Here is a 23,488-nt window from a genome sequence, read left to right as displayed (position 1 = left end):
ATTGATAGGCAAGAGATGAAAGGCAGTTTCAAATCCTAATGAATTTTTTTAAAAGTAATAAAAGAAAAATCACCAATATACCGAATACATATTAAATAATTCCCTGAAATAGGTCATAATAGTATGAAACAAAGGGTTTTTGTGACCGATATAGAAACTATCTTTCGATTTATATAGAGCCTGAATGTAGATAGATAAATATTTTTACCTGAATAATCCTATTGTAATTTAGGAGGGAATGACATTAAAAATTTTATTTCCATACTCATTGTAGTGTTTTTGTTTTTCGGTACAGAAAATAGTTTATTGTTTGCTCAGAATTCAAATGGTGATAAAATTGTAAAAACTAAAGTTGAGAAAATAATTGATCTTAAAACAATTCAAGTGGAACAAGGTAAGATAATTAAATTGTATGGTATTAGCGACTATTTTTATCAAGAATATAATGATCATTTTAAGCGATCATATGAAGTAATAACCCAAGATGGTACGCCTTTTGGGCTAGGCGCTGGATCATTTAAAGGGGAATCGGTTGAAGAATTAAGGTCGAGGGCAATTGCCTTTTATAAGGATTTATTGGTAGGAAGGTACATAATATTAGAAAAAGTTCCTTTAAAAGAAGAATATATAGTTTATTTAGACCAAATGAAAAAGAATTCGATTAATCAACTTGCTGTCAAGCAAGGGTTTGTTGTCGCGTCAAATAACAAGGAACGAATTCTAAATTTAATAATTACTCAAGAAGAAGCGAAGATGTCGAAAGCAGGACTTTGGGATATCACTATATTTGTTAAAGATACAACCCCCCCGGGGAACAGTAACTTTTATGAATTGGGTGTACTCCTAGTTTGTATATTTGCACTAATTAGTATCTGTAGTTTTCTATATTACTTAAGAAATAAAAGTTTATGGAGTATGCTTTTCTACTATTTCACTTTTTTTGTAGTTCCTATAGTGAGTTTGGGCATATATACAGACAACGAAAAACATATATATTATTGGCTGCCTTCTGTGTTTGTGGGTCTATCCATCATTTTTTGTATTTATGATTTTATATATATGATATATTCAAGAAAAAATTTAAGTATTTTTCGAGTTTCTTTAGCTATTTTTCTATATGTTACATTTGTAATATTCTCATTTGGCACTTTTTATATGGGCCAATCGAACAACTTACGAACTGAAAGCGAAATTTCATATTTATTACCTGATTTTAAACTTAACTATAAAGAAGAGATAAAGCGCCCAATGGGAGATTATATATTTATACCAGAAAATGAGTATCAGGTATTAAGTATTATTGAAGGAAAAACTGGAACACCACAATATTATTTGACTCCATTAAATGCTATATATTTTAGTGCAACTACATTCTTCACTGTTGGATATGGTGATTTTTTACCCAAAGAGATTTGAAAATATTGAGTATTGTAGAAATGATCATAGGATATATTTCTCAAGCAGTATTCTTTACTATGATTGTTTCTAAAGCTTATGATATAGCTTCTCAAAATCCTGAGAAAAAATTAACAAAGAAAAAAATCTATGATGAAGAGGGCAACTTTTTACCGCGCCCCAGAAGAGAGGGATTGTTCAGTAAATTGCTTAAAAAATATTTGAATTAAAATTTAGATAAAAGTATTACGAAAGCAGTTCTATAGATTAGCCGGGATCACTGCGAATCATAATTTTACTCATGCAGTGTGGGACAGCCTTCATGACCGTCCGGTTGACGAGAAATTTGTTTCCTCAAGTATACAGAGAAAACATTCAACAAGCTTAGTTGGTAGCCTCTACTCTAGACTTAAATATAAATTAGGCCCTTAGTATTGTTTAGGGTCTTTTTTTGTTCCATATATCCCCATGAATATGCTATAGTGTAAGAAAAAAAGAAGATTTATGCAGGATTTAGTAGAATAATGGGCTGAGGTATTTCCTTGGGCTTGGGTATATAGTCCTTTTTTATAGGTTTAGATATTCTGATGAGGTGAAAACAAGCGGTGAGAACTTTTAGCAGAAGGAAGACAAATTGCCCATGTATTGAGAGGATTATTTGTTATAGGTGGGCTGGTATTTACTTTAATATACCTGGTCTCACTGGGAATATTTCGCCTCTTCGCTACTCGACATGGGTAAAATAGGCTGTGATTTTATATGGAGGGGCGGGCATGATAAGCTGGTTAGCATCGCGAAGTCCCTATGCTTCGCGGCTTTCGCGAGTACTCATGCCCGCAGAGGCTCCATGTCAAATCGCTCTACCAACCGATTAAAAGCATCTTTAACCACGCAGTATAGCGAAGAGCCGATTTATTACTAAAAAGGTGTAATTCCACTTCTAGAATTTAGAATAATTAGGTTCTAGTTATTAAATGGAATAATAAGACAAACTATGAGATGAATAGGGGGAATATTATGAGTCTTCATTTAGAGAACCTTAGGAAAGATTATCATGCTGATAAAGTAGTCCCTTTTATAGGAGCTGGGTTATCCGTTCCATTCAAGGTTCCAACTTGGGGAAACCTAATTAACGAAATCACCCAGAAATATGCAGTAGGTAATAAAGCTTTCATCACAGAGGCGGTAAAATGGCATCTTGACACTAACGATTATTGGGGAGCAATTGACGAATTGAAAAAGTTCGCTAACATCCTTGATGAAGATATACAAGAGGCAATTGTGGCTCTAATAAAGGAACGACAGGTTAAGCTTACAGATAAAAATTCACATAACTATTCAGACTTAGGAAAAATGAAATTCAAACTTCACCTGACAACGAACTATGAGAATTTACTTAATAGTTATTTGGATTGTGATCATATACCGATTCTGCTTAAGGATATAGACTTTAACACTCATCGTTTATTTGATGAAAAACGTGTCTGTCATCTTCATGGATTTACAAGTAATGCAGGAACTATAGTTCTCAGTAGACAAAGCTATGAGAAATTATATGAAGAAAAGAAATACGACAATATTTTAAAACTTGTAACTGGAACCAAAAAACTTCTTTTTATGGGGTTTTCATTTGATGATCAATTTATACAGAAATTGATTCAAGACCATAAAGATTATTTTAAAGTAACCCACTACATTCTTTTATGTGATCCACCAGAAGAGAAAATTAGAGTTCTTAGAGAGGAATATGGATTGCTTACTATACCGTATAGTACAGAAGGCTCTTCACACCCGCTGGAGATAAGAAAAATATTAAATATAGTATCCCAACCATTTGATCCGATCGATGAGAATAGAACTCTTACAGATGGAGGGACGGGACACTCCGTAATTGTAGGTGCTGGTCTATCGGATATAAATCAAGATGTTGAAAGCAACTTGTTTTATAGAAAGTTGAGGCTTGAAGATGTAGATACAGGAACGGTTGAACTCGCAAAGCTTTTTTATATTGCAGCGGAGAAGTATATAAGACAATTAAAGAAAAGTGGCATGCATATAAGTGTTATCGATGCAATTTTCTATAAAGTGTTTGGAAAATATAAAGAAAGGTATGTTGATACCTATAAGCAATATGGAAATAGTCATGAGTTCGTAACAGTCGTGCATAAAAGCTTAGAAACAATTGATTTTGGGCGGTATGCAGAATTATTCAAAGAAAATAAATCTGATGATAACGAAAATAGAGGTTTGATACATCTTCTAGCTGACGAAAATAATGAAATTTGGTGGGGGGATAAGAGACTTGCGGACTTATAAAAACGTGAATTTAGGTTCTGTTCCACCTTCCGTCCAGCTTTTATTCGAAAATACAAAGTTAGATTTAATCAAGACAATATTGCTTCTATATTCGTACTCATTGAGAAATTCTAAAAAATATAGAAAAGTTTCAGAGATTGTATTTTATTATAGTATTGTAAATTTTGATTTGATAGGGCTTTTTTTGTCGCATATAGATACCAATAAGGTATTTTCAACAAATCAGTATTTCAGGTTTCAATATAGTATTAACCAGCTACTTCTTCAGTTGTCACAGCTTGGTTTTATAGAGGTGAAGGGAAGCCCCTTCGTTAAATTTGATGATATTAAAGTCAGGATAACTTCTTTAGGTATATCCTTTGTGAATACACTTGATTCGGATCATTTAACAAAAATTGTAAATAAATACTTAAATGCTATTGATACTATAGAATTTTCAACTGCAAATATAAAGGTATTAAAGGGGGGAACGCAATGAGTCGCATGATTTTTAATAAGTTAGTCCTCCAAGGAGTAACTTATAAACGCACAATAAAATTTAATAAAGACCTCACTATTATAAGTGGGGACAAAACGTCAGGCAAATCTTTAATTCTTAGTCTAATTGATTATTGTCTGGGTAAAAGTAAGAAGATTGATTTAAAGGTTCAAAAAGAACTAAGTGAAAACTGCGATCAAATTTTTCTTGAGCTCACAATAGATAATGAGACGTTAACGATAAAGCGTTTGCTAAAAGAGAAACAAAATAAAATGAGTGTTTATTTTTGTGCGTTCGATGAATTGGATGGTTATACTCAAAAGACAGTAGATAAAGATGAGCTTATGCAGTTTCTAATGAGAAAGTTAAATATTAATGAATACAAGTTGGTAAAACATCAGAAACATAGTACTATGCAGGAGCTAGAAACAGTATCTTTTCGAGATATCTTTAGGTATGTGTATATTCATCAGCATGAACTTGGGACGCATGATTTTTTGTCGAATAAAACCACTTATAAACGGTACAAAAATCCTCATGCCTTTAAACTAATGTTCGATTTAATCGACCCAGATAAGGATAACCTGAAACAACAATTGGTAAATGCTAAAAACAAAATCGAACAAGCTAATAAAGAAGTAGTTGGTTTAAAATCTTATTTAAGGGATAAAGATGCGGAGGACTATACAGTCTTATGGAATAAACAAGGGGAGTATATTGCTGATATAGATCAAAGGAAAAAAGAAAAGGCTTCAATTATTCAAAACAGTAAAAGTAATAAAAACAATGAGAATGAGATGTACGTAGCTTTGAAAAAGGAACTAACTGAAATTGCAAACCAGATGTCTGAGTTTGAACGACAAAGGAATGACTACTTACTGTCAGTCAATTCAAAGAAGTTATTGAAACAAGAGTACAAGTATGAGAGAGCAGAAACAGATGCTACATTGGAAATTAATTATAAACTTATAATTCCAGAACAAAATATTGAATGTCCACTTTGTAATTCAACTGTTCCACATCGATCACACGACCAACAAGGAGTTAGTTCTATTAACACCCTAAATAAAATAAAAAATGATCTTACAAGTAAAATTAAATTAGTAACTAGTATGATTGAAAATGATAACTCCATAATCGATCAATTAAATACCAAAATATTACGGCTTAAAAAGAAGCAAAAAATTCTAAATAACGCAGTTGCAGAGTTTACAAAAGAAACTGAGGTACCTTTTTTATCACAAATTGATAGTATCAACAGCATTGTAAATAAATTGAGTAGAGAGCAAGAAATTATCAAAGAATGCTTGAGGATACATCATAAAGTGGTAGAGAAAGAAAAGCTTATTGCTGAATTAGAAGCAGAGGTAAAACGATTAGAGGGAGAATTAGAAAACCTTAAAGTAAGTGAAACATATAAAAAAGTGGTTTTTGATTATTTGAATAAGCAATATAAGAGTTACATGAGCAGATTTAAATACGATAGCAGCTTTGAAACTTATATTGACTCAGATACTTATATCCCCTATTATCTTGGATCAAGTGTTTACGATCATGAAAGTGGTGGATTGCTTTTATGTATGCAACTCTCTTACCTATCAGCTATTCTTTCAAGTAAAAGTGAAGCTTATGCTTCAGGACACCCGGGCATATTAATGTTGGACTCATTGAGTAAGTACTTAGGAACTCTAAAGAAGCAGGGTCCAACTGAAGAGAGTATAGAAAAGATTGACGTTTCGGAGAAAGATCTTATTCATGATCCGGAGGTTTATGAAGAAATTTATAAAATAATTATTGAACTTAGTGCTAATCATCAAATTATTATTGTTGAAAACACTCCACCGAGTTTAGTTGATAGTTATACTAAATATACTTTCCTAAGTGGAGAAAGAGGGTTGGTTAATCTTTCAGCTAATGAGTATATTGAGCTTAATTAGACATAATGGTTCATTACTGGTGCTATTGTAATAATTCATTGAATATTGGATGTAATTCTTTTTTATGTCCGACCCTCCATTAAATTAAATAATTTAATTTAAGCCTGTTGAAGGCCTAACAACTGATGCTAGGTCTCTTCTTCATATCTTTCTGGAGGGATATATAATGATAGGTTAGGATCAGGAGCGCGAAATAATGATTTAATAAAATAGTCTCTATTCTCGTTCTCACCCCAAATTTCCTCCACTTTCAAAAATTATATTAAACTAACTATTCAAATGAGAACCCATATTCGATATAATGAAATAAGAACATTAGTTCTATATTTACATTAATATTATCGGAGGATAACGTATGATCAAAAAAAGACAATATCACCTATGGCAATATCAACTTAATGATGTAACAGAGCAAAATGGCGAATTTTCGCTGACCTACACTCAAGTAGATGCATAGCAAGCAAGTGAAACCTTTATGTATTACATTTTGCACGAGAAAATAATGAATAAGAAATTTGATGCTACAGTAGAGTACATAACGAATCAAGATACTTCCAATCTAAAATCTAATAACAGCAAGCCCATCAGAAAAAAGAAGAATCTCCTCCCAATCATTTGAAACGGGACGTGGACGTAGTGAGGAGGATAATGACAAACTCAAAATGTTTGCTGGAAAAGGGCTTCCCCGCCATCTATTCAAATACAAACGGTCAAGAGATTGCTCGGCATACCTATTTATTTCTGGATAATGTCCTTTCCGGTGCTCAGAACAAAGAATGTCGTCAGCTATTTGTACTAGAGAAATACGCCGAAGCATTGAAGGCACTTGTTTTCCTTGGAACCGAACCAACTAAATCTACCGTTTCTAAAAACTTGACGCGCAATGCTTTAACGACACAGATGTGTATCTCTTTCCTGTAGATATGAAGTAGCTAACCATCTGTATTCTCCCCCGACAAAGAAATACCCTTAACGAAAGATATAGAGATGATCCTTCCATATCATCGTATACCCGAAGAAGAGGAAATGTACACTAAGCTTCAAGTTTATATGGAAGAAGAAAAACATTATGAAAAGCGGCGCCAAAAAATTAGCCAAAAAGCCAAAGAGCATAAAATCGAACTTCCTATCGTACCTGAAGTATAGTCAAAAAATATATTCATATAGCTTCCTTTGAATAATAAAAAAAAGCCTCCCCGTTATGATATGATTCCCTCATAGTAGACAGAAAAAAGCAAGCCGACTAATCTGTCTATTATGGAGGGGATTTTTCTATGGGAGAAATAAGAAAAACTTACGATGTGAGCTTCAAGAAAAAGACAGTGGATCTGTACCTCAAAAAGGGAATCGGATATAAAAACGTGGCACGAGAAATGGAGATTGGCGCTTCGCTGGTTCGCCGATGGGTGAGACACTTCAAAGCCGAGGGAATGAAAGGTCTAGAGGAAAAACGAGGCAAAGCAAAAGGGCCTGGCATCGGCAGACCTCGAACACGCCCCGAAGACCCTGAGGTCAAGCTGAAACGCCTCGAAGCAGAAAATGAAATGCTAAAAAAGCTCTTGCAGATGTGAAAGGAGGAATGGAGGCTGTACCCAAGAGTAAAAAATTTGCGGTGATCCAAGAATTGCTTAGTAAGGGACATAGCATCGTACTACTATGTGAACTGGCCGGAGTATCCAAAAGCGGCTTTTATAAATGGATAAAGCGGAAGATGTTCGTTTCACAAAAACAGCGGGAAGATGAAACTATAAAGCTAAAGATTATGTCTTGTTACGAGAAGCTGAAAGGAATATACGGCTATCGCAGGGTAAAGGTTTGGTTGAATCGAATCTATGGCATACATATAAATCATAAGCGTGTACGGAGACTTATGGGTGAACTGGGAATCAAGGCGATCATTCGTAGGAAGAAACCTTACTACGGCAAGAAAGAAGCCTATGTCATTTCTGGCAATCATCTGAACCGGGAATTTAAGGCCGACCAGCTGAATCAGAAGTGGGTAACAGACATCACTTACCTCATATTCAATGGACAGAGGCTCTACCTTTCTGCGATTCAGGATCTTTTTAACAACGAAATTGTTGCCTACCAGATCAGCCGCAGAAACGATTTGAGCCTAGTGTTGGATACCGTGAAAAAGGCAAGGAAGCGACAGGATGCGCGAGGTGTTCTACTGCATAGCGACCAAGGATTTCAATATACCTCTCGCCAATATACCAATCTGCTCAAGCGATACGGAATACAGGCCAGCATGTCCCGAAAAGGGAACTGCTGGGACAATGCATGTATAGAAAACTTCTTCAGTCATTTTAAAACCGAGTGTTTCTATCTCCACGCCTTCCATTCAGCTCAACAGGTGGAGCATGCTGTTCAAAAGTATATCCATTTCTACAACCATGAACGCTTTCAAGAGAAACTAAACAACCTGACTCCTTATGAATACAGGACTCAGGCTGCTTAATTATTGCTTTTTGATAGCTGTCTACTTGACAGGGTTCACTTCATTACAGGAAGACTTTTTTCTTTGTATGTGTAAAAACTATTGAAAAGGCACATGCAGGTTATCGACTGGTTTAAAAAGAAAAAGACGGTAAAAATTGCTGAAACGACTCCGATTATGATAAAAATGCTTTTCTTTTTTATAAGAGAGGCTTTTGCAATCCTTCTTATGTTCTCCTTTATGAATCAATGGACTGGCTACAGTTAGTTGGACAGAAAAATGAGGATTAGTAGAATGAAAGTCCCCTGACGCCTCTCTCATCTAAGGTAGCTGAACAAGCAAAACCAAAAAAATATCTTTAAGAATTCCATTTCTTTTTTAAGATTATGAAAATAGGGAATAATGAAATAATGCCGAGAGAAAATAAGATTGTTGGAACATTACTCGAAGCCTTCGAAGGCTCATTAAAATCGAATTGACCTGTTCCCATTATAACAGCTCCATCTTTGGTGGCTGGTCCAGATCTTTCCGCCTTCATTTCTTTTATTTTTTGGTCAAATAAAGATTTTGAAATTGTTTTATTTGAGCTAGATTCAATATTGTTAACGTTTTTTCCATTACCACTTAGATCTATTACACGCTCTTTTTCTCCTCCTTCAATAAGTAAAGCATTGAGTCCATACCTTTCATCATCAATAAGTTTTACCTTTTCATTTTTTGAAAGAGTGGCTTCCGCTGCTAATAAAGAATTTTCAGAATTAACTCGATTACTAATACTGGATATCTTCCATGATCCAGTATTAGAACTTGCATAAATGGTTGCAACTTCTCGATCATTAGTCTTTAACGTAAAAATATATCCTGCAAAATCTATAGCGCTGCTATATACATCATCAGTAACCTTATAAAAGGCAGTACCTGAACTTAATTGTGCATTTTCAAAATTTTCTTCCGCTTTAAGTGTATAATCTGATTTTACAGCATTTAAAGAATCAACATATTTCAGTTTGAAATCACTTTCTATGCTCGCTTTGATTTGAGCATCTGGAGTTGATTCATCAGATTGAGCAATGATTAAATTATTGAAGCTAAATAAAAGTATATTAAACATCAATAAAAACGATAAGATTAGCTTTTTTTTCATTGAATAGAGCCTCCCTGAATATAATTGAACTACTTTATTAACATGCTTTTGAATAAGATCGCATCTCAGACTAAGGCGAAGCCTAAGCTAACAATTCGGTAATATACTATTTGTAAATTAATTCACATATACATCACTCAAAGTATTACGCCAATCCCAAGAACTGTTGCTTACAAACTCGTTATAGTCTCTAACTGTGGCAGAACCATCACCTGGATTAATATAGTACACATTTTGTATAGATCTACTTGTATCTTGGTAGTATCCTTTTATAAGCAGAGCGTGCCCACCACCACTAGTCCAAGCGATTGCTGCATTTAAGTTCATATTTTTGTCAATGTTACTAATGATTTCCCCAAAAGAAACTTTAGAACGTATTGGTGTAGATTCTACTTTCCAATTAGCTAGCGCATTTTTCATATCATAAACAGTGCCTGTATTATTAACAGGAGATCCATAAATTTTAGTGACAATCTGTGATTGAGTTACATTTGCTCCAAGATAATTAGCAAGCATGCTAGATACTGCTGCCCAACACCAATTTGATTTCTGCTGAACTTGTGCAGATACGGAGTTATTTTTGTAGTTTACATAAGCGAGAGCACTAGAGGCAAACAAGGAAAAAGAGAGTAATAAGCATGGAAGAACTAATAATAATTTTTTTCTGTGATTCATTTTCTTTCCCACCTTCGTTTTGTTATTTATTTGGACAACATTGAAATAATATCCTATTATAACAATCGAAGTAAGGGACATCTTGTCGAATGAAAAAATATTGTAAATCTCTTGAAATTTTGTTATCTTGATTCTGCAATATACTTCAGTGAAGTTTGTCCAATTGCTGTCTATTAAAGTGAAGGTATAATATCGGAGGCTACACGCATGACCAATTGCGAAAAAATAACCTCACCGAATTTCAAAAGTGAAATATGGATACTAGTTTTGAAAAAGTAACATAATGCGTGTGATTATTAAGTATCTGTTAAGCTGTTTTCGCAGCTCTTTTTTTATTTTTCTTTTCTCAACTAAATAAATCTGCTTGAACAAATTCAAGCAGAAAAAGGTTTTTAACCTTCTCGTATAGCGGTGATTAAATCAAACGGTGATGATACCAAGCGTGATTGACAACGACTATTTTCTCATTTCCGAAAATTGTTTCCTTATATCTTTCATAGTGAAGTATTCCAGGTCACTTCCCATGATCATTTCAATGTTACGTATCCACGTACCACATCCAGCATCATCCTTTGCTACACTTTGATTAAAAAGGAGATGATAACTTGGATACCCAACCCAAGATACCAAAGAACGTGGAACATACAAACTCATCTGAAAATACGGCTAAAGAATACGAGAGCTTAGTACAGCAGGAAGACGAACAAATAGAGAGACTTAAAACATGCACAAAGCTCATTTGGGATGCGCTAGCTATTATTTCTCAAAAGGCGAGCGTATTACACATGGAAACCGTCAAAGAAGCGGCCGACCATCTTCATATTATGGAACTGGACCTTCGCAGGGAATTGTTTAAAGTTCGTTTGAAAAAAAGTATTTTGGCAAACAAAATGAAGCAAACCCAAGCATAGCAGCGGAGGGGACGGAATCGTTCTGAAGAAGCGGAGCGTTCGCCTTTGAACCAGGATTTTTACCGTTAAAATATAATCAAAAAAATCTGGGGGCAACAGCGATCGGAAGAATGATCCGTCTACGTAGCGGCCTCATATGCATGTACTTGCTCAATCCACCCAGTAATCAAAACGCCCAAATAACCCGACATGACTCTTCTCGGTCTGATCGGGTTTTCTCATTTCAATCCCTCTATCCCCGCGCATAAATCTTCACTCCCTTCCAAATCACTTGCCACCCAGATAGTTACACCCACTCCCAACATCATGTATAGTAAAGTTATGGGAAATAGACATGAACCCGCATATGATCTTGAACGTTTAACCGTACAATATGAAACATCGCAAAAACGAGGAGGAACGTGATGATACATCCAACACAGATTCAGGATATGCTGCAAGCCGCGCTGGAGACGGGCGGAGATTTTGCAGAGGTGTTCGTCGAGGACCGTACCAATGGACAACTGGGCATGACCGGGGGCGTCGTGGATACGGCGCTGTCAGGCCGGGATTTTGGGATTGGCATTCGAATCATGAAGGAGCATTTTTCGGTGTATGCCTACACCAGTGATATGAGCGACCAGAGCCTGATCCGACTCGCCAAATCGGCTGCCAAGGCCATTCGCAGAGGTGGAGCACCAGGTACACACACCATTACACTCCACCCCCATGCGATCCCTAATCAACATCCGATTGCGATCATTCCTGACGGTTCGCAGAAACGCGCCAAGATCGACATGATGAGACGGGCGCATGAGGCGGCAAGCCAATACGATCCTTCCATTACGCAAACCTCTGTTGGAATTAGCAACTCGATCCAGAATGTGTTGATCGCCAATAGCAACGGGCTGTTGGTGGAGGATACCCGCACGTATACACGGATGAGAATAAGCGCGATTGCGATCGCTGGGGAGCATAGACAATCCGGGTTCCGTGGGCCGGGAGCGTATGCTGGGACTGAATTTCTGGAGAGTCTGAATATCGAAGAAAATGCGAGACACGCTGCTCGCATTGCGTCCACAATGGTCAAAGCGGGATATGCGCCTAGCGGCAGACTGCCTGTCGTGATTGAGAATGGCTTTGGCGGCGTTCTTTTCCACGAGGCGTGTGGACATGGGTTGGAATCTACGGCGGTGGCGCATGGGACTTCCGTGTTTGCGAATAAGATCGGGCAGCAAGTGGCTTCACCACTCGTTACAGCTATAGATGATGGAACGATTCCGAACGCATGGGGCTCGCTCAATATCGATGATGAAGGAGCGCCGACACAGCGTAACATATTGATCGAGAACGGCATTTTAAAAGGGTACCTGATCGACCGCATGGGCTCGCGCCAGATGGGTGTACCTGCGACAGGGTCAGGACGAAGACAATCCTATAAATTCGCGCCTGCCTCCCGTATGAACAATACGTTTATTGCGAACGGGGATTCGACCCGTGAAGAGATCATTGCCAATACAGAGTACGGGATCTATGCCAAATCGCTGGGCGGTGGTTCGGTGAATACTTCGACGAGCGAGTTTAATTTTGCAGTCGAAGAGGCGTACATGATTCGCAACGGTAAAATTGCCGAGCCGGTCAAAGGCGCAACGTTGATCGGTAAAGGGATTGAAACCCTGCAAAATATTGATAGGGTCGGCAACAATCTGGATCATGGTCAGGGGATGTGCGGCTCGGTCAGCGGAAGTCTTCCGGTCAACTGCGGACAGCCGACGATTCGTGTGTCCGAGATGACCGTCGGCGGACGGAAGGGGGAATAAGCGATGAATATTCAGCATTTTCAGGAAGCGATATTCGCAAAAGGTCGGGAAATGGGCTATGAGGATATGGAAATCTACTATGTAAATGGACGTTCTACCACAGTGAAGGTACTGAAGGGAGAAATTGACCAATATACCATCGTTGAAAACGGCGGACTTTCCTTCCGTGGTGTTATTAACGGGAAAATGGGCTATGCCTCTACGGAGAAGCTGGAACTGGATGTGATCGACTTTTTGTTGGAGGAAGCACGCAGCAACGCGGACATATTGGAGAGCGAGGAGCAGGATGAGCTGTTCGCAGGCTCTGAGAGCTACCCTGAGCAGCCTGCCTATGCCTCAACGCTTGCTGACACGGCTCCTGAGATTCTGATCGAAGCGGCGTTAGAAATGGAGCGTACAGCACTTGCCGCAGACCCACGGATTGTGATGGCTCGGCATTGCTCGGTCAGCATTCGTGAAAATGAGGTCCTGATTATGAATACAAAAGGACTGCACTGCCATCGTCGCAAAAGTCTGGCGACCGCTTATGTGTATGTGATTGCTGCAGACCAAGGCGAGACCGTTACCGGGGGTTGGCATGATTATTCCCTGCGGAGCGTGGAAGAAATTGATATCGCGAATGTGGCGCATAAAGCCGTAAAAGAGGCTGTTTCCAAGCTGGGTGCGCATACGATCCAATCGGATAACTATCCGGTCATTTTCCGCCATGATGCAGCCGCGCAATTGCTGGCTGCGTATACATCGGTATTTTCAGCGGAGTCGGTGGATAAAGGCTTTTCACGCTTGGCTGGGAAACTGGGGCAAAAGGTGGCAAGCGAGCGTATTACGCTGATTGATGATCCGCTGATGGAGAATGTTCCGGCAGGCAGTACGTTTGATGCTGAAGGCAGTGCGACACGCCGCAACGAGATCATCAAGGATGGCGAACTGCGGACGTATTTCCATAACCGCAAGACGGCCCGCAAGGCTGGGGTGGAAAGTACCTCTAATGCTTCCAAGGGCAGCTATAACGGTAAAATTGGTGTGTCGTATCATAATCTGTATGTGGAACCAGGCACGTCTACGTTGGAGGACATGATTCGTAAGACGAATCGCGGGCTGATGATCGTCGAGCTGCAAGGACTGCATGCGGGGACGAATACGGCGTCCGGTAATTTTTCGCTGGCTTGTCTGGGCTACTGGATTGAGCAGGGGAAAGTGGTCAGAGCGGTCAACCAGATTACCGTATCGGGCAACTTCTTTGATGTGTTGCAGCAGGTAGAGGAAGTTGGCAACGATTTACGTTTTACGGGAAGCTGCACATCGCCTTCGCTCAAGCTGGCTACACTCTCGATTTCAGGCTCCTAATCACTGGAGTAGCCTTCTTCTTTCCAGACTTACGGCCTGTTCCTAACCTTCCAATTGCCTAGCGACGACAGATGCCTGATGCATCAGGGTATGGTAAAGTAGGAGAAAGTCTTTAAAATATGAAAAAAAGGCTTGGTTACAGCACCGCGACAGGGTATTATAGACAATAATATATTCGAAAAAAGGTTCGAATTGAATTTTTATTGGGGGATGTATATGAGATATATAAGTACTAGAGGTCGAGTAGAAGCCAAGGGATTTATTGATACTGTGCTCATGGGGTTAGCTGACGATGGAGGTCTGATGGTACCAGAGCAGATTCCGACCGTGTCGGCAGCTACTTTGGAGCAATGGGCCACATTGAGCTACAGAGAGCTGCTGCTGGAAGTTTTTGCGCTGTATATCAATGATGAGATTCCTCGTGAAGATTTGGAGCAGCTGGTGGAGCGCAGTTATGCGAGCTTCCGTGATCCAGAAGTTACGCCAGTGAAGAAGATCAACGATTCCCTGTCTATTTTGGAGCTGTTCCACGGACCTACGTTCGCGTTCAAGGATGTGGCCTTGCAATTTATGGGTGAGTTTTATTCCTATGTGTCCAAAAAGCAGAATGAGATCATTCACATTTTGGGTGCAACCTCGGGCGATACCGGGGCGGCAGCGATTCAGGGCGTGCGTGGCAAGGAAGGCATTAAAATCTGTATTTTGCACCCACACCAAAAGGTGAGCAAGGTACAAGAGCTGCAAATGACGACGGTTGACGATGAAAATGTATTGAATCTGTCCGTAAAAGGGAACTTTGACGATTGTCAAAAAGTGATTAAGGACCTGTTTGCTGATCTGGACTTCAAAGCAAAACATCATCTGCGGGCGATTAATTCGATTAACTTTGTACGTATTTTGGCGCAGACGGTATATTACTTCTATGCTTATTTCCGGGCGCAGGAGTCAGCGGGTACGAAGAAGATCAATATCAGCGTGCCATCCGGAAACTTTGGCAATATTTTTTCCGGCTTTCTTGCGAAGAAAATGGGCTTGCCGATCCATAAGCTGATTATTGCAACCAATGAAAATAATATTTTGGAGCGCTTCGTGAAGACAGGCGAATACCAGCCGGGTGACTTCAAAAGCACATACAGTCCTTCGATGGACATTCAGGTGGCGAGCAATTTCGAAAGATATCTGTACTATTTCCTCGGAGAGGATGCAGCCAAGGTATCTGAATACATGAATAACCTCAAAACCGAGGGACGGATTGTGATCGGTGCAGAGGATTTGAAACGTGTCCAGCAAGATTTTGAAGCGCTCGGCGCTTCGAATGAGCAGTGTCTGGAGCTAATCAAAAAATACAAGGCCGAATACGATTATTTGCTCGACCCGCATACGGCATGCGGTATTGCCGCGTATGAGGCGTATAATGGCGCAGACGAAGTCAGTGTGACCTTCGCGACAGCACATCCGGCCAAATTCGATGAAGCCATTCGTCTGGTGGACATCAAGCAGGAGTTCCCGGCGCAAATTGAACAATTGTTCTCAAAGTCGCAGCATCAGCAGGTGGTAGAGCATGACGAGGCAGAAATTGTGCGTCAGCTTGAAGCCTTTTATGTGTAAAAGAATGGGAAAAGAGGCTACGCCCTGTGCGCAGCCTCCTTTTTTATATCCATATTTTCCAGATATGATGTATGTATTAGTTTGAATTTGTTCACATTATAATGCCATATAGAGTAAGGTGTTAGGGCCTTGAAAATCGGGGAAAAAGCCCGTAAACCAAGGGATTTAGCTTCAGGAAACTAACAGGCAATGAGAGGTTCATAGAGTTATTTAATGAAGGATACAAAAATTTTTTATAGGCGAATTAGCTGTATTATTATAAAAAATCATGTATAGTTAACTAAATTTTATGAATACATAACGTTCCACTCTCGAAGGTGCAGAATCAAGTCGTTCCGTCATTTAACAGAGGGGCTAATTATAAAAGGGGTGTATTAAATCATGACCATGATCCGTCCAGAGCAGAGTCAACAAGCAGCAGCCGAATATGTGCAGTCCGTTTTTGAGAAGGTTATCGCGCGCAATCCTCATGAGAATGAATTCCATCAGGCCGTCAAGGAAATATTGGATTCGCTAATTCCGGTATTGGCTAAGCATCCTAAGTATATGCAGCAGGGGCTTCTGGAACGGCTAGTGGAGCCTGAGCGAGTCATTACCTTCCGTGTACCTTGGGTGGATGATGCGGGGGTTGTACAGGTCAACCGTGGCTTCCGCGTACAGTTTAACAGTGCGATAGGGCCTTATAAAGGTGGACTTCGCTTCCATCCGTCTGTCTATCTGGGAATCGTCAAATTTTTGGGTTTTGAGCAAATTTTCAAAAATGCATTGACGGGTCTTCCCATCGGTGGTGGTAAAGGCGGCTCGGATTTTGATCCCAAAGGGAAATCAGATAACGAAGTGATGCGTTTTACACAAAGCTTCATGACCGAGTTGTATAAATATATCGGCCCAGATGCCGATGTTCCGGCAGGGGATATTGGTGTAGGTGGTCGCGAGATCGGTTACATGTTCGGGCAGTACAAGCGGATTCGTGGAGGACATGAAGGCGGCGTCCTGACGGGCAAAGGGATTCATTACGGAGGTAGTCTCACACGTACGGAAGCGACCGGCTACGGTTGTGTGTATTTTGTAAACGAGATGTTGCAAGCTCAGGGATCGTCTTTTGAAGGAAAACGCGTCGTCGTGTCGGGTTCGGGGAACGTATCCATTTATGCGATTGAAAAAGCACAGCAGCTTGGCGCTACAGTCGTGGCATGTAGTGACTCGAATGGCTACATCTATGATCCAGACGGTATCGATCTGAAGCTGGTGAAGCAGCTGAAAGAAGTGAATCGTCTGCGGATTAGCGAGTATACGCAAGAGCGTCCAGGCGCAATCTATACAGAAGGCTGCTCGGGGATCTGGTCGATCCCATGTGACATCGCACTGCCATGCGCCACACAGAATGAAATTGACGAGCAAGCAGCCCAGTTGCTGGTAAGCAATGGTGTAAAAGCTATTGGCGAAGGTGCCAATATGCCATCCTCGTTACAGGCGATTGAAGTGTTTTTGGACAATGGAGTTCTATTTGGACCAGCCAAAGCTGCCAATGCAGGCGGAGTAGCCGTCTCGGCGCTCGAAATGTCACAAAACAGCATGCGCCTGTCATGGACCTTTGAGGAAGTGGATGCCAAGCTGCATGATATTATGAAAAATATCTATGCTAACAGCGTGAAGGCGGCTGAGGAATACGGCGTGCCGGGCAATCTGGTTGTCGGAGCCAATATCGCAGGATTTGTGCGTGTGGCTGACGCAATGCTGTCCCACGGGATTATTTAGCGCAACGGAACATAATAAAGTTGAATTGAAGCTGAGCGACTCTTGTGCGAGTCGCTCAGCTTTTATTTGCAAAAAGCACTTTATTTTTCTCAGGGACTTGATTTATTTTTAAAGAGGATGTATATTACTTGATAGATCAATAATTGATGGATCAAGGGTTGTATCACGAAGCCCAGCGATATGCTTAAGGGAGGAGAGATTGATATCACCCAGACACCATCCGAGCCTGAGTATATTTTTGACATGCTATTGTTGCTGAACAAGCAGATTAGCTCCAAGTTTGAGCGTTGTGCAGGAGTCAGTGCATCCAGATTGCAGCTATTGTGCAAGTTGTATCAAGTACAGGAGATTAGTCAAACTCTGCTGCAAAAAGAAGTTGGCATTGATGCTGCAGCGGTAACGCGTCATTTGAAACAACTGGAAGCGACAGCAATGGTCACACGACGCACCAAGCCAGAGGACAACAGGGTTACCTTGGTAAGCCTGACCGATTATGGGCGTGCACGCATTGTCATCTTTAAGCAGGAGCGCTCGCAGTTTGTAGCTCAGCTGCTACAGAGCTTTGACGAGACCCAGCGACACCAACTAGCTGATATGCTGCAAGTGATGAATAGTCATATATCCGATATGGACTGACAACATTTTTTTAACATTACTATACCCACAGAGGGATAAGGAGAGATTGGAATGAATAATACGAATACATCCAGTACGGTAAAAACGAATGATTTTAAAGAAATCGCCTTGGGACGCCGTTCGGTAAAAGTATACGATCCGTCCGTGAAGATCAGCCGCGAGGAAATGACTGAGATTTTGACAGAAGCTACACGCGCACCATCTTCCATTAACCTGCAACCTTGGCGTTTTCTCGTCATTGACAGCCCTGAAGGTAAGGCTACACTGGCACCATTGGCCCGTTTCAACCAACGTCAAGTGGAGACATCTTCGGCAGTGATCGCTGTGTTTGGAGATTTGAACAACTTTGATAATTTCGAACAAATTTTCGGAGAAGCTGTAGAACTGGGCTATATGCCAAAAGACATTAAAGAAATGCAACAGGAAAAAGTGGCAGCTCATTTTGCAGCGCTTGATCCCGTTGTGAACAAAGAAACGGTCCTGATTGACGGGGGTTTGGTATCCATGCAGCTTATGCTGGTAGCGCGCGCTCATGGTTATGATACTAACGCTATTGGCGGTTTTGAAAAGGATCAAATTGCTGAAGCCTTTGGTCTGGAAAAAGATCGTTATGTCCCTGTTATGCTCATTTCCATGGGTAAAGGAATCAACGATGGTCATCCGTCCACACGTTTGCCTATTGATCAAATCGCACAGTGGAAATAAGGGGAACGAATTAACATCTATACGCAAAATAAAAAACAGGCGGACAAAGGAAATCCCTTTGCTTCGCCTGTTTTTTTATTTGCTTAGATGCAACGTAGATCGCGGGTGCTTATCACGTTCTCAGTCTTTCGGTTACCATTTCACGGTATTCGCTCCCGGCGTCTCTGCCGGGTCAGCGGTGTCATTTTGAGGCTGATGATAGTGCTTGGGCCATATAATTTGGTGCGAAGTATGGCTAAGCTCCTCATAAAATAACGGGGCTTTCTTGAATAGGCGTATGACCAGATGGAAAAAGAACCATCCGTTGATCACTAACAGCAAAAGGCTAATCAGAACACTTAGCCAAGGGGACACTTGAGACCATAGGACAGACCCACCCAGTACGTAATTAAGTCCAAAATACACCCAGTACAAGAGACTGTAACGCTTTATGAGCTCCCATAGAAAAATCCGTTGTCCTGTCCCTATAAGATGAATACGCACCAGCCATTTTCCTGGAGTTCGTCCATTCGTCAGGTAAGGAACCACTATAAAATACACCCCACTGGAAATCCAGAAAGCAGCAGGCACATGCAGCGATTCCATGATACCCAGTAGCCCGGTCCAAATGATAGAATCCACGAAAAAGGCTACGCCCCGTCGGGTATAGGACACTCGCTTCGTTGCCATGTCCACATGCTTGTCCAGATGTTCCAAGCGGGGCAGGAAGCGTGAAAACCATTCGCCTAATAGAAAGCCTAGCATACCACCCAATGTATTAGCCATTAGATCGTCTACATCGAACACGCGATACGCATGGTCAAAAAATCCATACAGTCCTGTCAGCTGCGTCACCTCAAAGATGAGGGAGAGGATAATGGACAGAATCAGACACCATCCCCATCGTGCACGGAAATAATAACGTAAGAACATACCGAAAGGCACGGTCATCACAACGTTAAAAACGACTTGCAGAAAAGCACGCTCCTTCAGCAAATGAATATAGCTGGAGGGATGGGCGGGTGAGACAGATGTTTCTCTTATAATGTCGTGAACGAACTGCAAGGGCATTAACTGCAACGCTCCCCCGGCTAATGCAGCATTATGACGCGATGCCGGAAGCGGGAGTATGACCAGAAAAAAAGCGTTCATCAAGTATAAAAGCATCAAGTAAAGCAGCCATGCTCTAGCCTTGTGAATATAGCCATGCCTGCGATATTGCACGATTAGGAATGGCAGTGTGAACAATAACGCAGCAAAAGGAAATGCAAGAAAGGCATATGAAACAGGAAACAGATACGATTGAATCATGTGCTGCTTACGCCTGCTTTCTCCGGAACTTCACTAACGACCAGATGATCAGAAATGCCATGAACGCCACGCACACGCTAATGCTGATGCGATTTTGCGGGTCAAGCAAGAACAGGAACGCAATTACCCATAGACATCCCACTGTAACCGCCGTTACATAAGGGAATCCCCATATCTTGAAAGTAGGCTCCACGGGATAAGATTTGCGCAACTTCAATTGGGACAGACAAATGCAGCTCCAGACGAGCAGCACGACAAAGCCAGGTACAGCCATCAAAATACGGAACAGCCCGTCTTGAGCGATATAAGCAACCATGGAACCGACAATCAGGATTACAGCGCAGAATTTGAGACTATTCACTGGAACCCCATTAGAAGATACGCGGGCGAGTGATTTGGGACCTTCTCCATTGACCGCCAACGAATGCAGCATACGTGTAGCCCCGTAAATCCCAGAATTGGCGGCAGACAGTACAGCAGTAATCAGAATAAAGTTCATGACATGAGCCGAGCCTTGAAGCCCTACAGAAGACAATACCTGTACAAACGGACTGGTATTCGCATCCAGTTGGTTCCAGGGAATCAAGCCACAAATGATGAGAATTGGCAATGTATAGAACAAAACAACGCGAAGAATAAAGCTTTTAACCACTTTAGGCAGCACCTTTTCCGGATTTTCTGTCTCCGTCAGCGTCAGTCCAATCAGCTCGGACCCTCCGTATGAAAAGGTAACGACCAGCAGCGCTGAAAAGATAGCCAACCAGCCATTGGGTAGAAATCCGCCGTGCTGCGCGTAGTTGCTTAGATAAGGTGGAGTTTCAGTGGGAATAATCCCGAACAGTATACAGCCACCCAAGGCGATGAAGATAATAATCATGGCAATCTTAATACCCGCAAGCCAAAATTCCAGCTCCCCAAATCCGCCGACACTCAGCATGTTGACGACAATAATGAAAGCCGCACTCACTAAACTGAGTACCCATAGAGGAACATCTGGCAACCAATATTGTAGGAAGCTCCCCGCAGCAATGACTTCAATGATACAGACAGCCAGCCACATAAAGCAATACAACCAGCCGATAATAAAGGACAGTCGTTCTCCAAAAGCTTTTCGAATAAAATCCTTCATATTCATGTTGGGGTAGACGGTAGCCATCTCGGCAATTGCGCCCATAACGACCAAGAGCAAGAGTCCTGCGAAGACATAGGATAAAATAACTCCAGGTCCCGCCAAGCTAATCGTCTCGGTACTTCCTTTAAAAATTCCCGTTCCGATAACTCCACCCATAGCCATAAAGGTAATGTGCCGTGGGAGCAGCTTTTTGTGCAAAGTTGCTTCATTTGATTTCAATATGAAATCCTCCTTCATATAGTGTATAGCTTCAGCATAGCCCAAACAGGGTTACTTCAATTAGACTTATACTACATGAAAATATCCAATTAGGAAATGAAAGAAATAGGATCTGGTAGGGAGATTGAAATTGCTAGAGGACAAACTGAAGAAAACAGAGGCAGAATGCTGGCGCTGATGATTGCTCTATCTGCGGTCATTCTGCCTTTATTGCTCTGCTCGGCGGATATTTAAGTGATCATGTAGGAGTATCGCATTGCGATGAAGGATTAGCTCCGCAATATTCCTTTAGCCCGCACTTGCTTGAGCCAACCAGGAAACTCGTTCAGCAGACGGTCGTATAATTCTGCGTCTGTCACGGACTCAATGTCATCCAAGGCAAAGAAATCTGCATTATCCACTACGCGACCGCGCAGATTATCCAACTTTTGAAGGACTCCGAAATCAGCATTACCAAGACCAACAAATTGCCAGAAAATCGGAGTTTTCGAGCACTTGATCAGCAACTTTGATATTTTTTTCGTTTCATATACGCCACCGTCACTGAAAAAGATAATGTAGGTCGGGATTGTTTCATTGGGTACCTCTTTTGTATATTTTAAAATAATATCCTCTATCACTTCAGGCTCATTGTTACCAAATCCTATATTTCCGTATCCGATTTCTGGGAAATTTCGTTTTACGTAATTCTCGTAATCCCGTTCCGTGACGCTTGGAGCGCGTTTGGCTTTGTTCGCAAAAAACCATACGTCCATTTCACCGTCATCATCCATGCAGGCCGATACAGCCAGAACACGTTCGAAGGCTTTTTGCACGGTTCCCTTAGAGTACAGTTTCGCCATGGAAGCAGAAGCGTCCAATACAACCGCTACTCGTGCTTTTTCACGGTCTATCTGCTTCTTTTGGAGTGAAATTTGCACCTTCTGTTTAAGCAGATTAATTCTTCCATTCACAGGAGAAGGCTCTTTCACGCTGGCTTTATCAGCGGACGGTGCTGCTGGCGATTCCGTTTCCTCCACGGTTACACCATGAGCCTCGGCGAGCGGCTTCAGCCCTCCGTTGAAACCACGTCCAACTGCGCGAAGCTTGAAGCCAGACGTATGACGATACACCTCTGCCAGCACAAGTGATGTCTCACTGGTGGCTTCGGTGATACTGTAGGTGATATGGGATTGCTTGCCTTGAGCAGTAAGTGAGCAGCCGACCACATCGGCAAAAGTACCTGGGCCGTCCAGCGTGGCCGCAAACACACATTTTTCCACTCCGGTTCGTTCCAGTTCCTGGAGCGCTACAGTAAACTCAGTGGTTCTGTCATTGGGACGCTGTAACCGTACATGGCCGTGCGGGTCAGCGGGTTGATTGTAAAAAATGAAATAGTCATCTGAGGAAACCTTTCCGTCTGCTCCTACCATAAAACAGCTAACATCCAGTTCGGCAGGTGCATGCTTCCATGTAATGGTGACCCGCACTGTATCTTCCTTACCGAATGGTGCATTAGCTCCTGTACTCAATGCAATGTTGGGACCGCTCATGCTGTCAAACCCCCTATGTATTTTAAATCTTGTATTTATACAAATTGTACCATGGAAATGATATATTCACCTTGTTTCGTGCGGGAATATTTGTCTCATGGTAGACACAGTAAAAGATGATATATAATGAGGTTGGTTTGGAAAAAAAGTATGATATTTATGAAGT

The 23,488-nt window shown here is 41.1% G+C and carries 20 protein-coding genes; 15 read left to right on the top strand and 5 right to left on the bottom strand.

Translation table 11 applies throughout. From position 1 onward, the window contains the following. The first annotated feature begins 306 nt into the window (after positions 1-306). The 8 genes from NSQ68_RS18430 to NSQ68_RS18395 all read left to right on the top strand — a co-directional run bounded on the left by NSQ68_RS18430 (position 307) and on the right by NSQ68_RS18395 (position 8,587). A complete protein-coding gene (locus NSQ68_RS18430) occupies positions 307-1,416 on the top strand; it encodes an ion channel (protein ID WP_342426801.1) in 1,110 nt (369 codons plus the stop codon). Positions 1,417-1,421: 5 nt separating this feature from the next. Further along, positions 1,422-1,625, top strand: a complete 204-nt coding sequence (locus tag NSQ68_RS18425) for a hypothetical protein (protein WP_342426800.1) — start codon at positions 1,422-1,424, stop codon at positions 1,623-1,625. Positions 1,626-2,412: 787 nt separating this feature from the next. Continuing rightward, positions 2,413-3,711, top strand: a complete 1,299-nt coding sequence (locus tag NSQ68_RS18420) for an SIR2 family protein (RefSeq protein WP_342426799.1) — start codon at positions 2,413-2,415, stop codon at positions 3,709-3,711. Then, positions 3,698-4,189: a hypothetical protein gene (locus tag NSQ68_RS18415; RefSeq protein WP_342426798.1), complete on the top strand. Its 492-nt coding sequence runs from the start codon at positions 3,698-3,700 to the stop codon at positions 4,187-4,189. Before NSQ68_RS18420 ends, NSQ68_RS18415 begins: the two co-directional genes overlap by 14 nt. Further along, on the top strand, positions 4,186-6,126 hold the full coding sequence (locus NSQ68_RS18410; RefSeq protein ID WP_342426797.1) for a hypothetical protein: 1,941 nt from the start codon (positions 4,186-4,188) through the stop codon (positions 6,124-6,126). Before NSQ68_RS18415 ends, NSQ68_RS18410 begins: the two co-directional genes overlap by 4 nt. A 648-nt stretch (positions 6,127-6,774) precedes the next feature. Then, on the top strand, positions 6,775-7,047 hold the full coding sequence (locus NSQ68_RS18405; protein WP_342426796.1) for a hypothetical protein: 273 nt from the start codon (positions 6,775-6,777) through the stop codon (positions 7,045-7,047). A gap of 353 nt (positions 7,048-7,400) precedes the next feature. Beyond that, positions 7,401-7,697: a transposase gene (locus tag NSQ68_RS18400; RefSeq protein WP_342426795.1), complete on the top strand. Its 297-nt coding sequence runs from the start codon at positions 7,401-7,403 to the stop codon at positions 7,695-7,697. A gap of 8 nt (positions 7,698-7,705) precedes the next feature. After that, positions 7,706-8,587: an IS3 family transposase gene (locus tag NSQ68_RS18395; protein WP_342426794.1), complete on the top strand. Its 882-nt coding sequence runs from the start codon at positions 7,706-7,708 to the stop codon at positions 8,585-8,587. Between the two features lie 337 nt (positions 8,588-8,924). Here NSQ68_RS18395 and NSQ68_RS18390 read toward each other — a convergent pair whose 3' ends face one another. After that, positions 8,925-9,710 carry a hypothetical protein gene (locus tag NSQ68_RS18390; protein WP_342426793.1) on the bottom strand — a complete coding sequence of 262 codons (786 nt, stop codon included), beginning with the start codon at positions 9,708-9,710 and terminating at the stop codon, positions 8,925-8,927. A 117-nt stretch (positions 9,711-9,827) separates the two neighbouring features. Beyond that, complete coding sequence (locus NSQ68_RS18385) at positions 9,828-10,385, bottom strand: papain-like cysteine protease family protein (RefSeq protein ID WP_025718165.1); 558 nt, start codon at positions 10,383-10,385, stop codon at positions 9,828-9,830. Between the two features lie 605 nt (positions 10,386-10,990). Here NSQ68_RS18385 and NSQ68_RS18380 point away from each other — a divergent pair. The 7 genes from NSQ68_RS18380 to NSQ68_RS18350 all read left to right on the top strand — a co-directional run bounded on the left by NSQ68_RS18380 (position 10,991) and on the right by NSQ68_RS18350 (position 19,149). Then, complete coding sequence (locus NSQ68_RS18380; RefSeq protein WP_342426792.1) at positions 10,991-11,296, top strand: hypothetical protein; 306 nt, start codon at positions 10,991-10,993, stop codon at positions 11,294-11,296. A gap of 404 nt (positions 11,297-11,700) precedes the next feature. Continuing rightward, on the top strand, positions 11,701-13,095 hold the full coding sequence (locus tag NSQ68_RS18375) for a TldD/PmbA family protein (protein WP_342426791.1): 1,395 nt from the start codon (positions 11,701-11,703) through the stop codon (positions 13,093-13,095). 3 nt (positions 13,096-13,098) lie between these two features. Then, the gene (locus tag NSQ68_RS18370; protein ID WP_342426790.1) at positions 13,099-14,442 is read left to right on the top strand and encodes a TldD/PmbA family protein; all 1,344 of its coding nucleotides are present in this window, start codon (positions 13,099-13,101) and stop codon (positions 14,440-14,442) included. Positions 14,443-14,658: 216 nt separating this feature from the next. Beyond that, positions 14,659-16,050 carry a threonine synthase gene (gene thrC, locus NSQ68_RS18365; RefSeq protein WP_342426789.1) on the top strand — a complete coding sequence of 464 codons (1,392 nt, stop codon included), beginning with the start codon at positions 14,659-14,661 and terminating at the stop codon, positions 16,048-16,050. 381 nt (positions 16,051-16,431) lie between these two features. Then, entirely contained in the window at positions 16,432-17,808 is a 1,377-nt protein-coding gene (gene gdhA, locus NSQ68_RS18360) for an NADP-specific glutamate dehydrogenase (RefSeq protein WP_025718156.1), read from the top strand. 243 nt (positions 17,809-18,051) lie between these two features. Next, complete coding sequence (locus NSQ68_RS18355) at positions 18,052-18,444, top strand: MarR family transcriptional regulator (protein WP_342429134.1); 393 nt, start codon at positions 18,052-18,054, stop codon at positions 18,442-18,444. A gap of 51 nt (positions 18,445-18,495) precedes the next feature. Beyond that, positions 18,496-19,149 (top strand): nitroreductase family protein, encoded by a 654-nt coding sequence (locus NSQ68_RS18350; RefSeq protein ID WP_023989745.1) that lies wholly within the window; start codon positions 18,496-18,498, stop codon positions 19,147-19,149. A gap of 132 nt (positions 19,150-19,281) precedes the next feature. On the opposite strand, the gene NSQ68_RS18345 is transcribed toward NSQ68_RS18350, so the two are convergent. The 3 genes from NSQ68_RS18345 to NSQ68_RS18335 form a co-directional block, all read right to left on the bottom strand. Continuing rightward, complete coding sequence (locus tag NSQ68_RS18345; RefSeq protein WP_342426788.1) at positions 19,282-20,439, bottom strand: VanZ family protein; 1,158 nt, start codon at positions 20,437-20,439, stop codon at positions 19,282-19,284. A gap of 7 nt (positions 20,440-20,446) precedes the next feature. Continuing rightward, positions 20,447-21,790 carry an amino acid permease gene (locus NSQ68_RS18340; protein ID WP_342426787.1) on the bottom strand — a complete coding sequence of 448 codons (1,344 nt, stop codon included), beginning with the start codon at positions 21,788-21,790 and terminating at the stop codon, positions 20,447-20,449. A gap of 269 nt (positions 21,791-22,059) precedes the next feature. Continuing rightward, the gene (locus NSQ68_RS18335; protein ID WP_342426786.1) at positions 22,060-23,322 is read right to left on the bottom strand and encodes a VWA domain-containing protein; all 1,263 of its coding nucleotides are present in this window, start codon (positions 23,320-23,322) and stop codon (positions 22,060-22,062) included. Positions 23,323-23,488: the final 166 nt, after the last annotated feature.

Origin of the sequence: Paenibacillus sp. FSL L8-0158 (assembly GCF_038592965.1) — a bacterium.
Classification (GTDB): Bacteria; Bacillota; Bacilli; order Paenibacillales; family Paenibacillaceae; genus Paenibacillus; species Paenibacillus polymyxa_D.
Note: the sequence above shows the minus strand (reverse complement) of the source record. Positions and strands in the feature narration are given on the sequence as shown.

Bases quoted from the DNA above. Each gene is read 5' to 3' on its own strand.
- NSQ68_RS18350 (WP_023989745.1), top strand. From the start codon at position 18,496: ATGAATAATACGAATACATCCAGTACGGTAAAAACGAATGATTTTAAA.
- NSQ68_RS18395 (WP_342426794.1), top strand. From the start codon at position 7,706: ATGGAGGCTGTACCCAAGAGTAAAAAATTTGCGGTGATCCAAGAATTG.
- NSQ68_RS18405 (WP_342426796.1), top strand. From the start codon at position 6,775: ATGACAAACTCAAAATGTTTGCTGGAAAAGGGCTTCCCCGCCATCTAT.
- NSQ68_RS18410 (WP_342426797.1), top strand. From the start codon at position 4,186: ATGAGTCGCATGATTTTTAATAAGTTAGTCCTCCAAGGAGTAACTTAT.
- NSQ68_RS18345 (WP_342426788.1), bottom strand. From the start codon at position 20,439: ATGATTCAATCGTATCTGTTTCCTGTTTCATATGCCTTTCTTGCATTT.
- NSQ68_RS18390 (WP_342426793.1), bottom strand. From the start codon at position 9,710: ATGAAAAAAAAGCTAATCTTATCGTTTTTATTGATGTTTAATATACTT.
- NSQ68_RS18335 (WP_342426786.1), bottom strand. From the start codon at position 23,322: ATGAGCGGTCCCAACATTGCATTGAGTACAGGAGCTAATGCACCATTC.
- gdhA (WP_025718156.1), top strand. From the start codon at position 16,432: ATGACCATGATCCGTCCAGAGCAGAGTCAACAAGCAGCAGCCGAATAT.
- thrC (WP_342426789.1), top strand. From the start codon at position 14,659: ATGAGATATATAAGTACTAGAGGTCGAGTAGAAGCCAAGGGATTTATT.
- NSQ68_RS18370 (WP_342426790.1), top strand. From the start codon at position 13,099: ATGAATATTCAGCATTTTCAGGAAGCGATATTCGCAAAAGGTCGGGAA.
- NSQ68_RS18400 (WP_342426795.1), top strand. From the start codon at position 7,401: ATGGGAGAAATAAGAAAAACTTACGATGTGAGCTTCAAGAAAAAGACA.
- NSQ68_RS18420 (WP_342426799.1), top strand. From the start codon at position 2,413: ATGAGTCTTCATTTAGAGAACCTTAGGAAAGATTATCATGCTGATAAA.
- NSQ68_RS18355 (WP_342429134.1), top strand. From the start codon at position 18,052: ATGCTATTGTTGCTGAACAAGCAGATTAGCTCCAAGTTTGAGCGTTGT.
- NSQ68_RS18385 (WP_025718165.1), bottom strand. From the start codon at position 10,385: ATGAATCACAGAAAAAAATTATTATTAGTTCTTCCATGCTTATTACTC.
- NSQ68_RS18375 (WP_342426791.1), top strand. From the start codon at position 11,701: ATGATACATCCAACACAGATTCAGGATATGCTGCAAGCCGCGCTGGAG.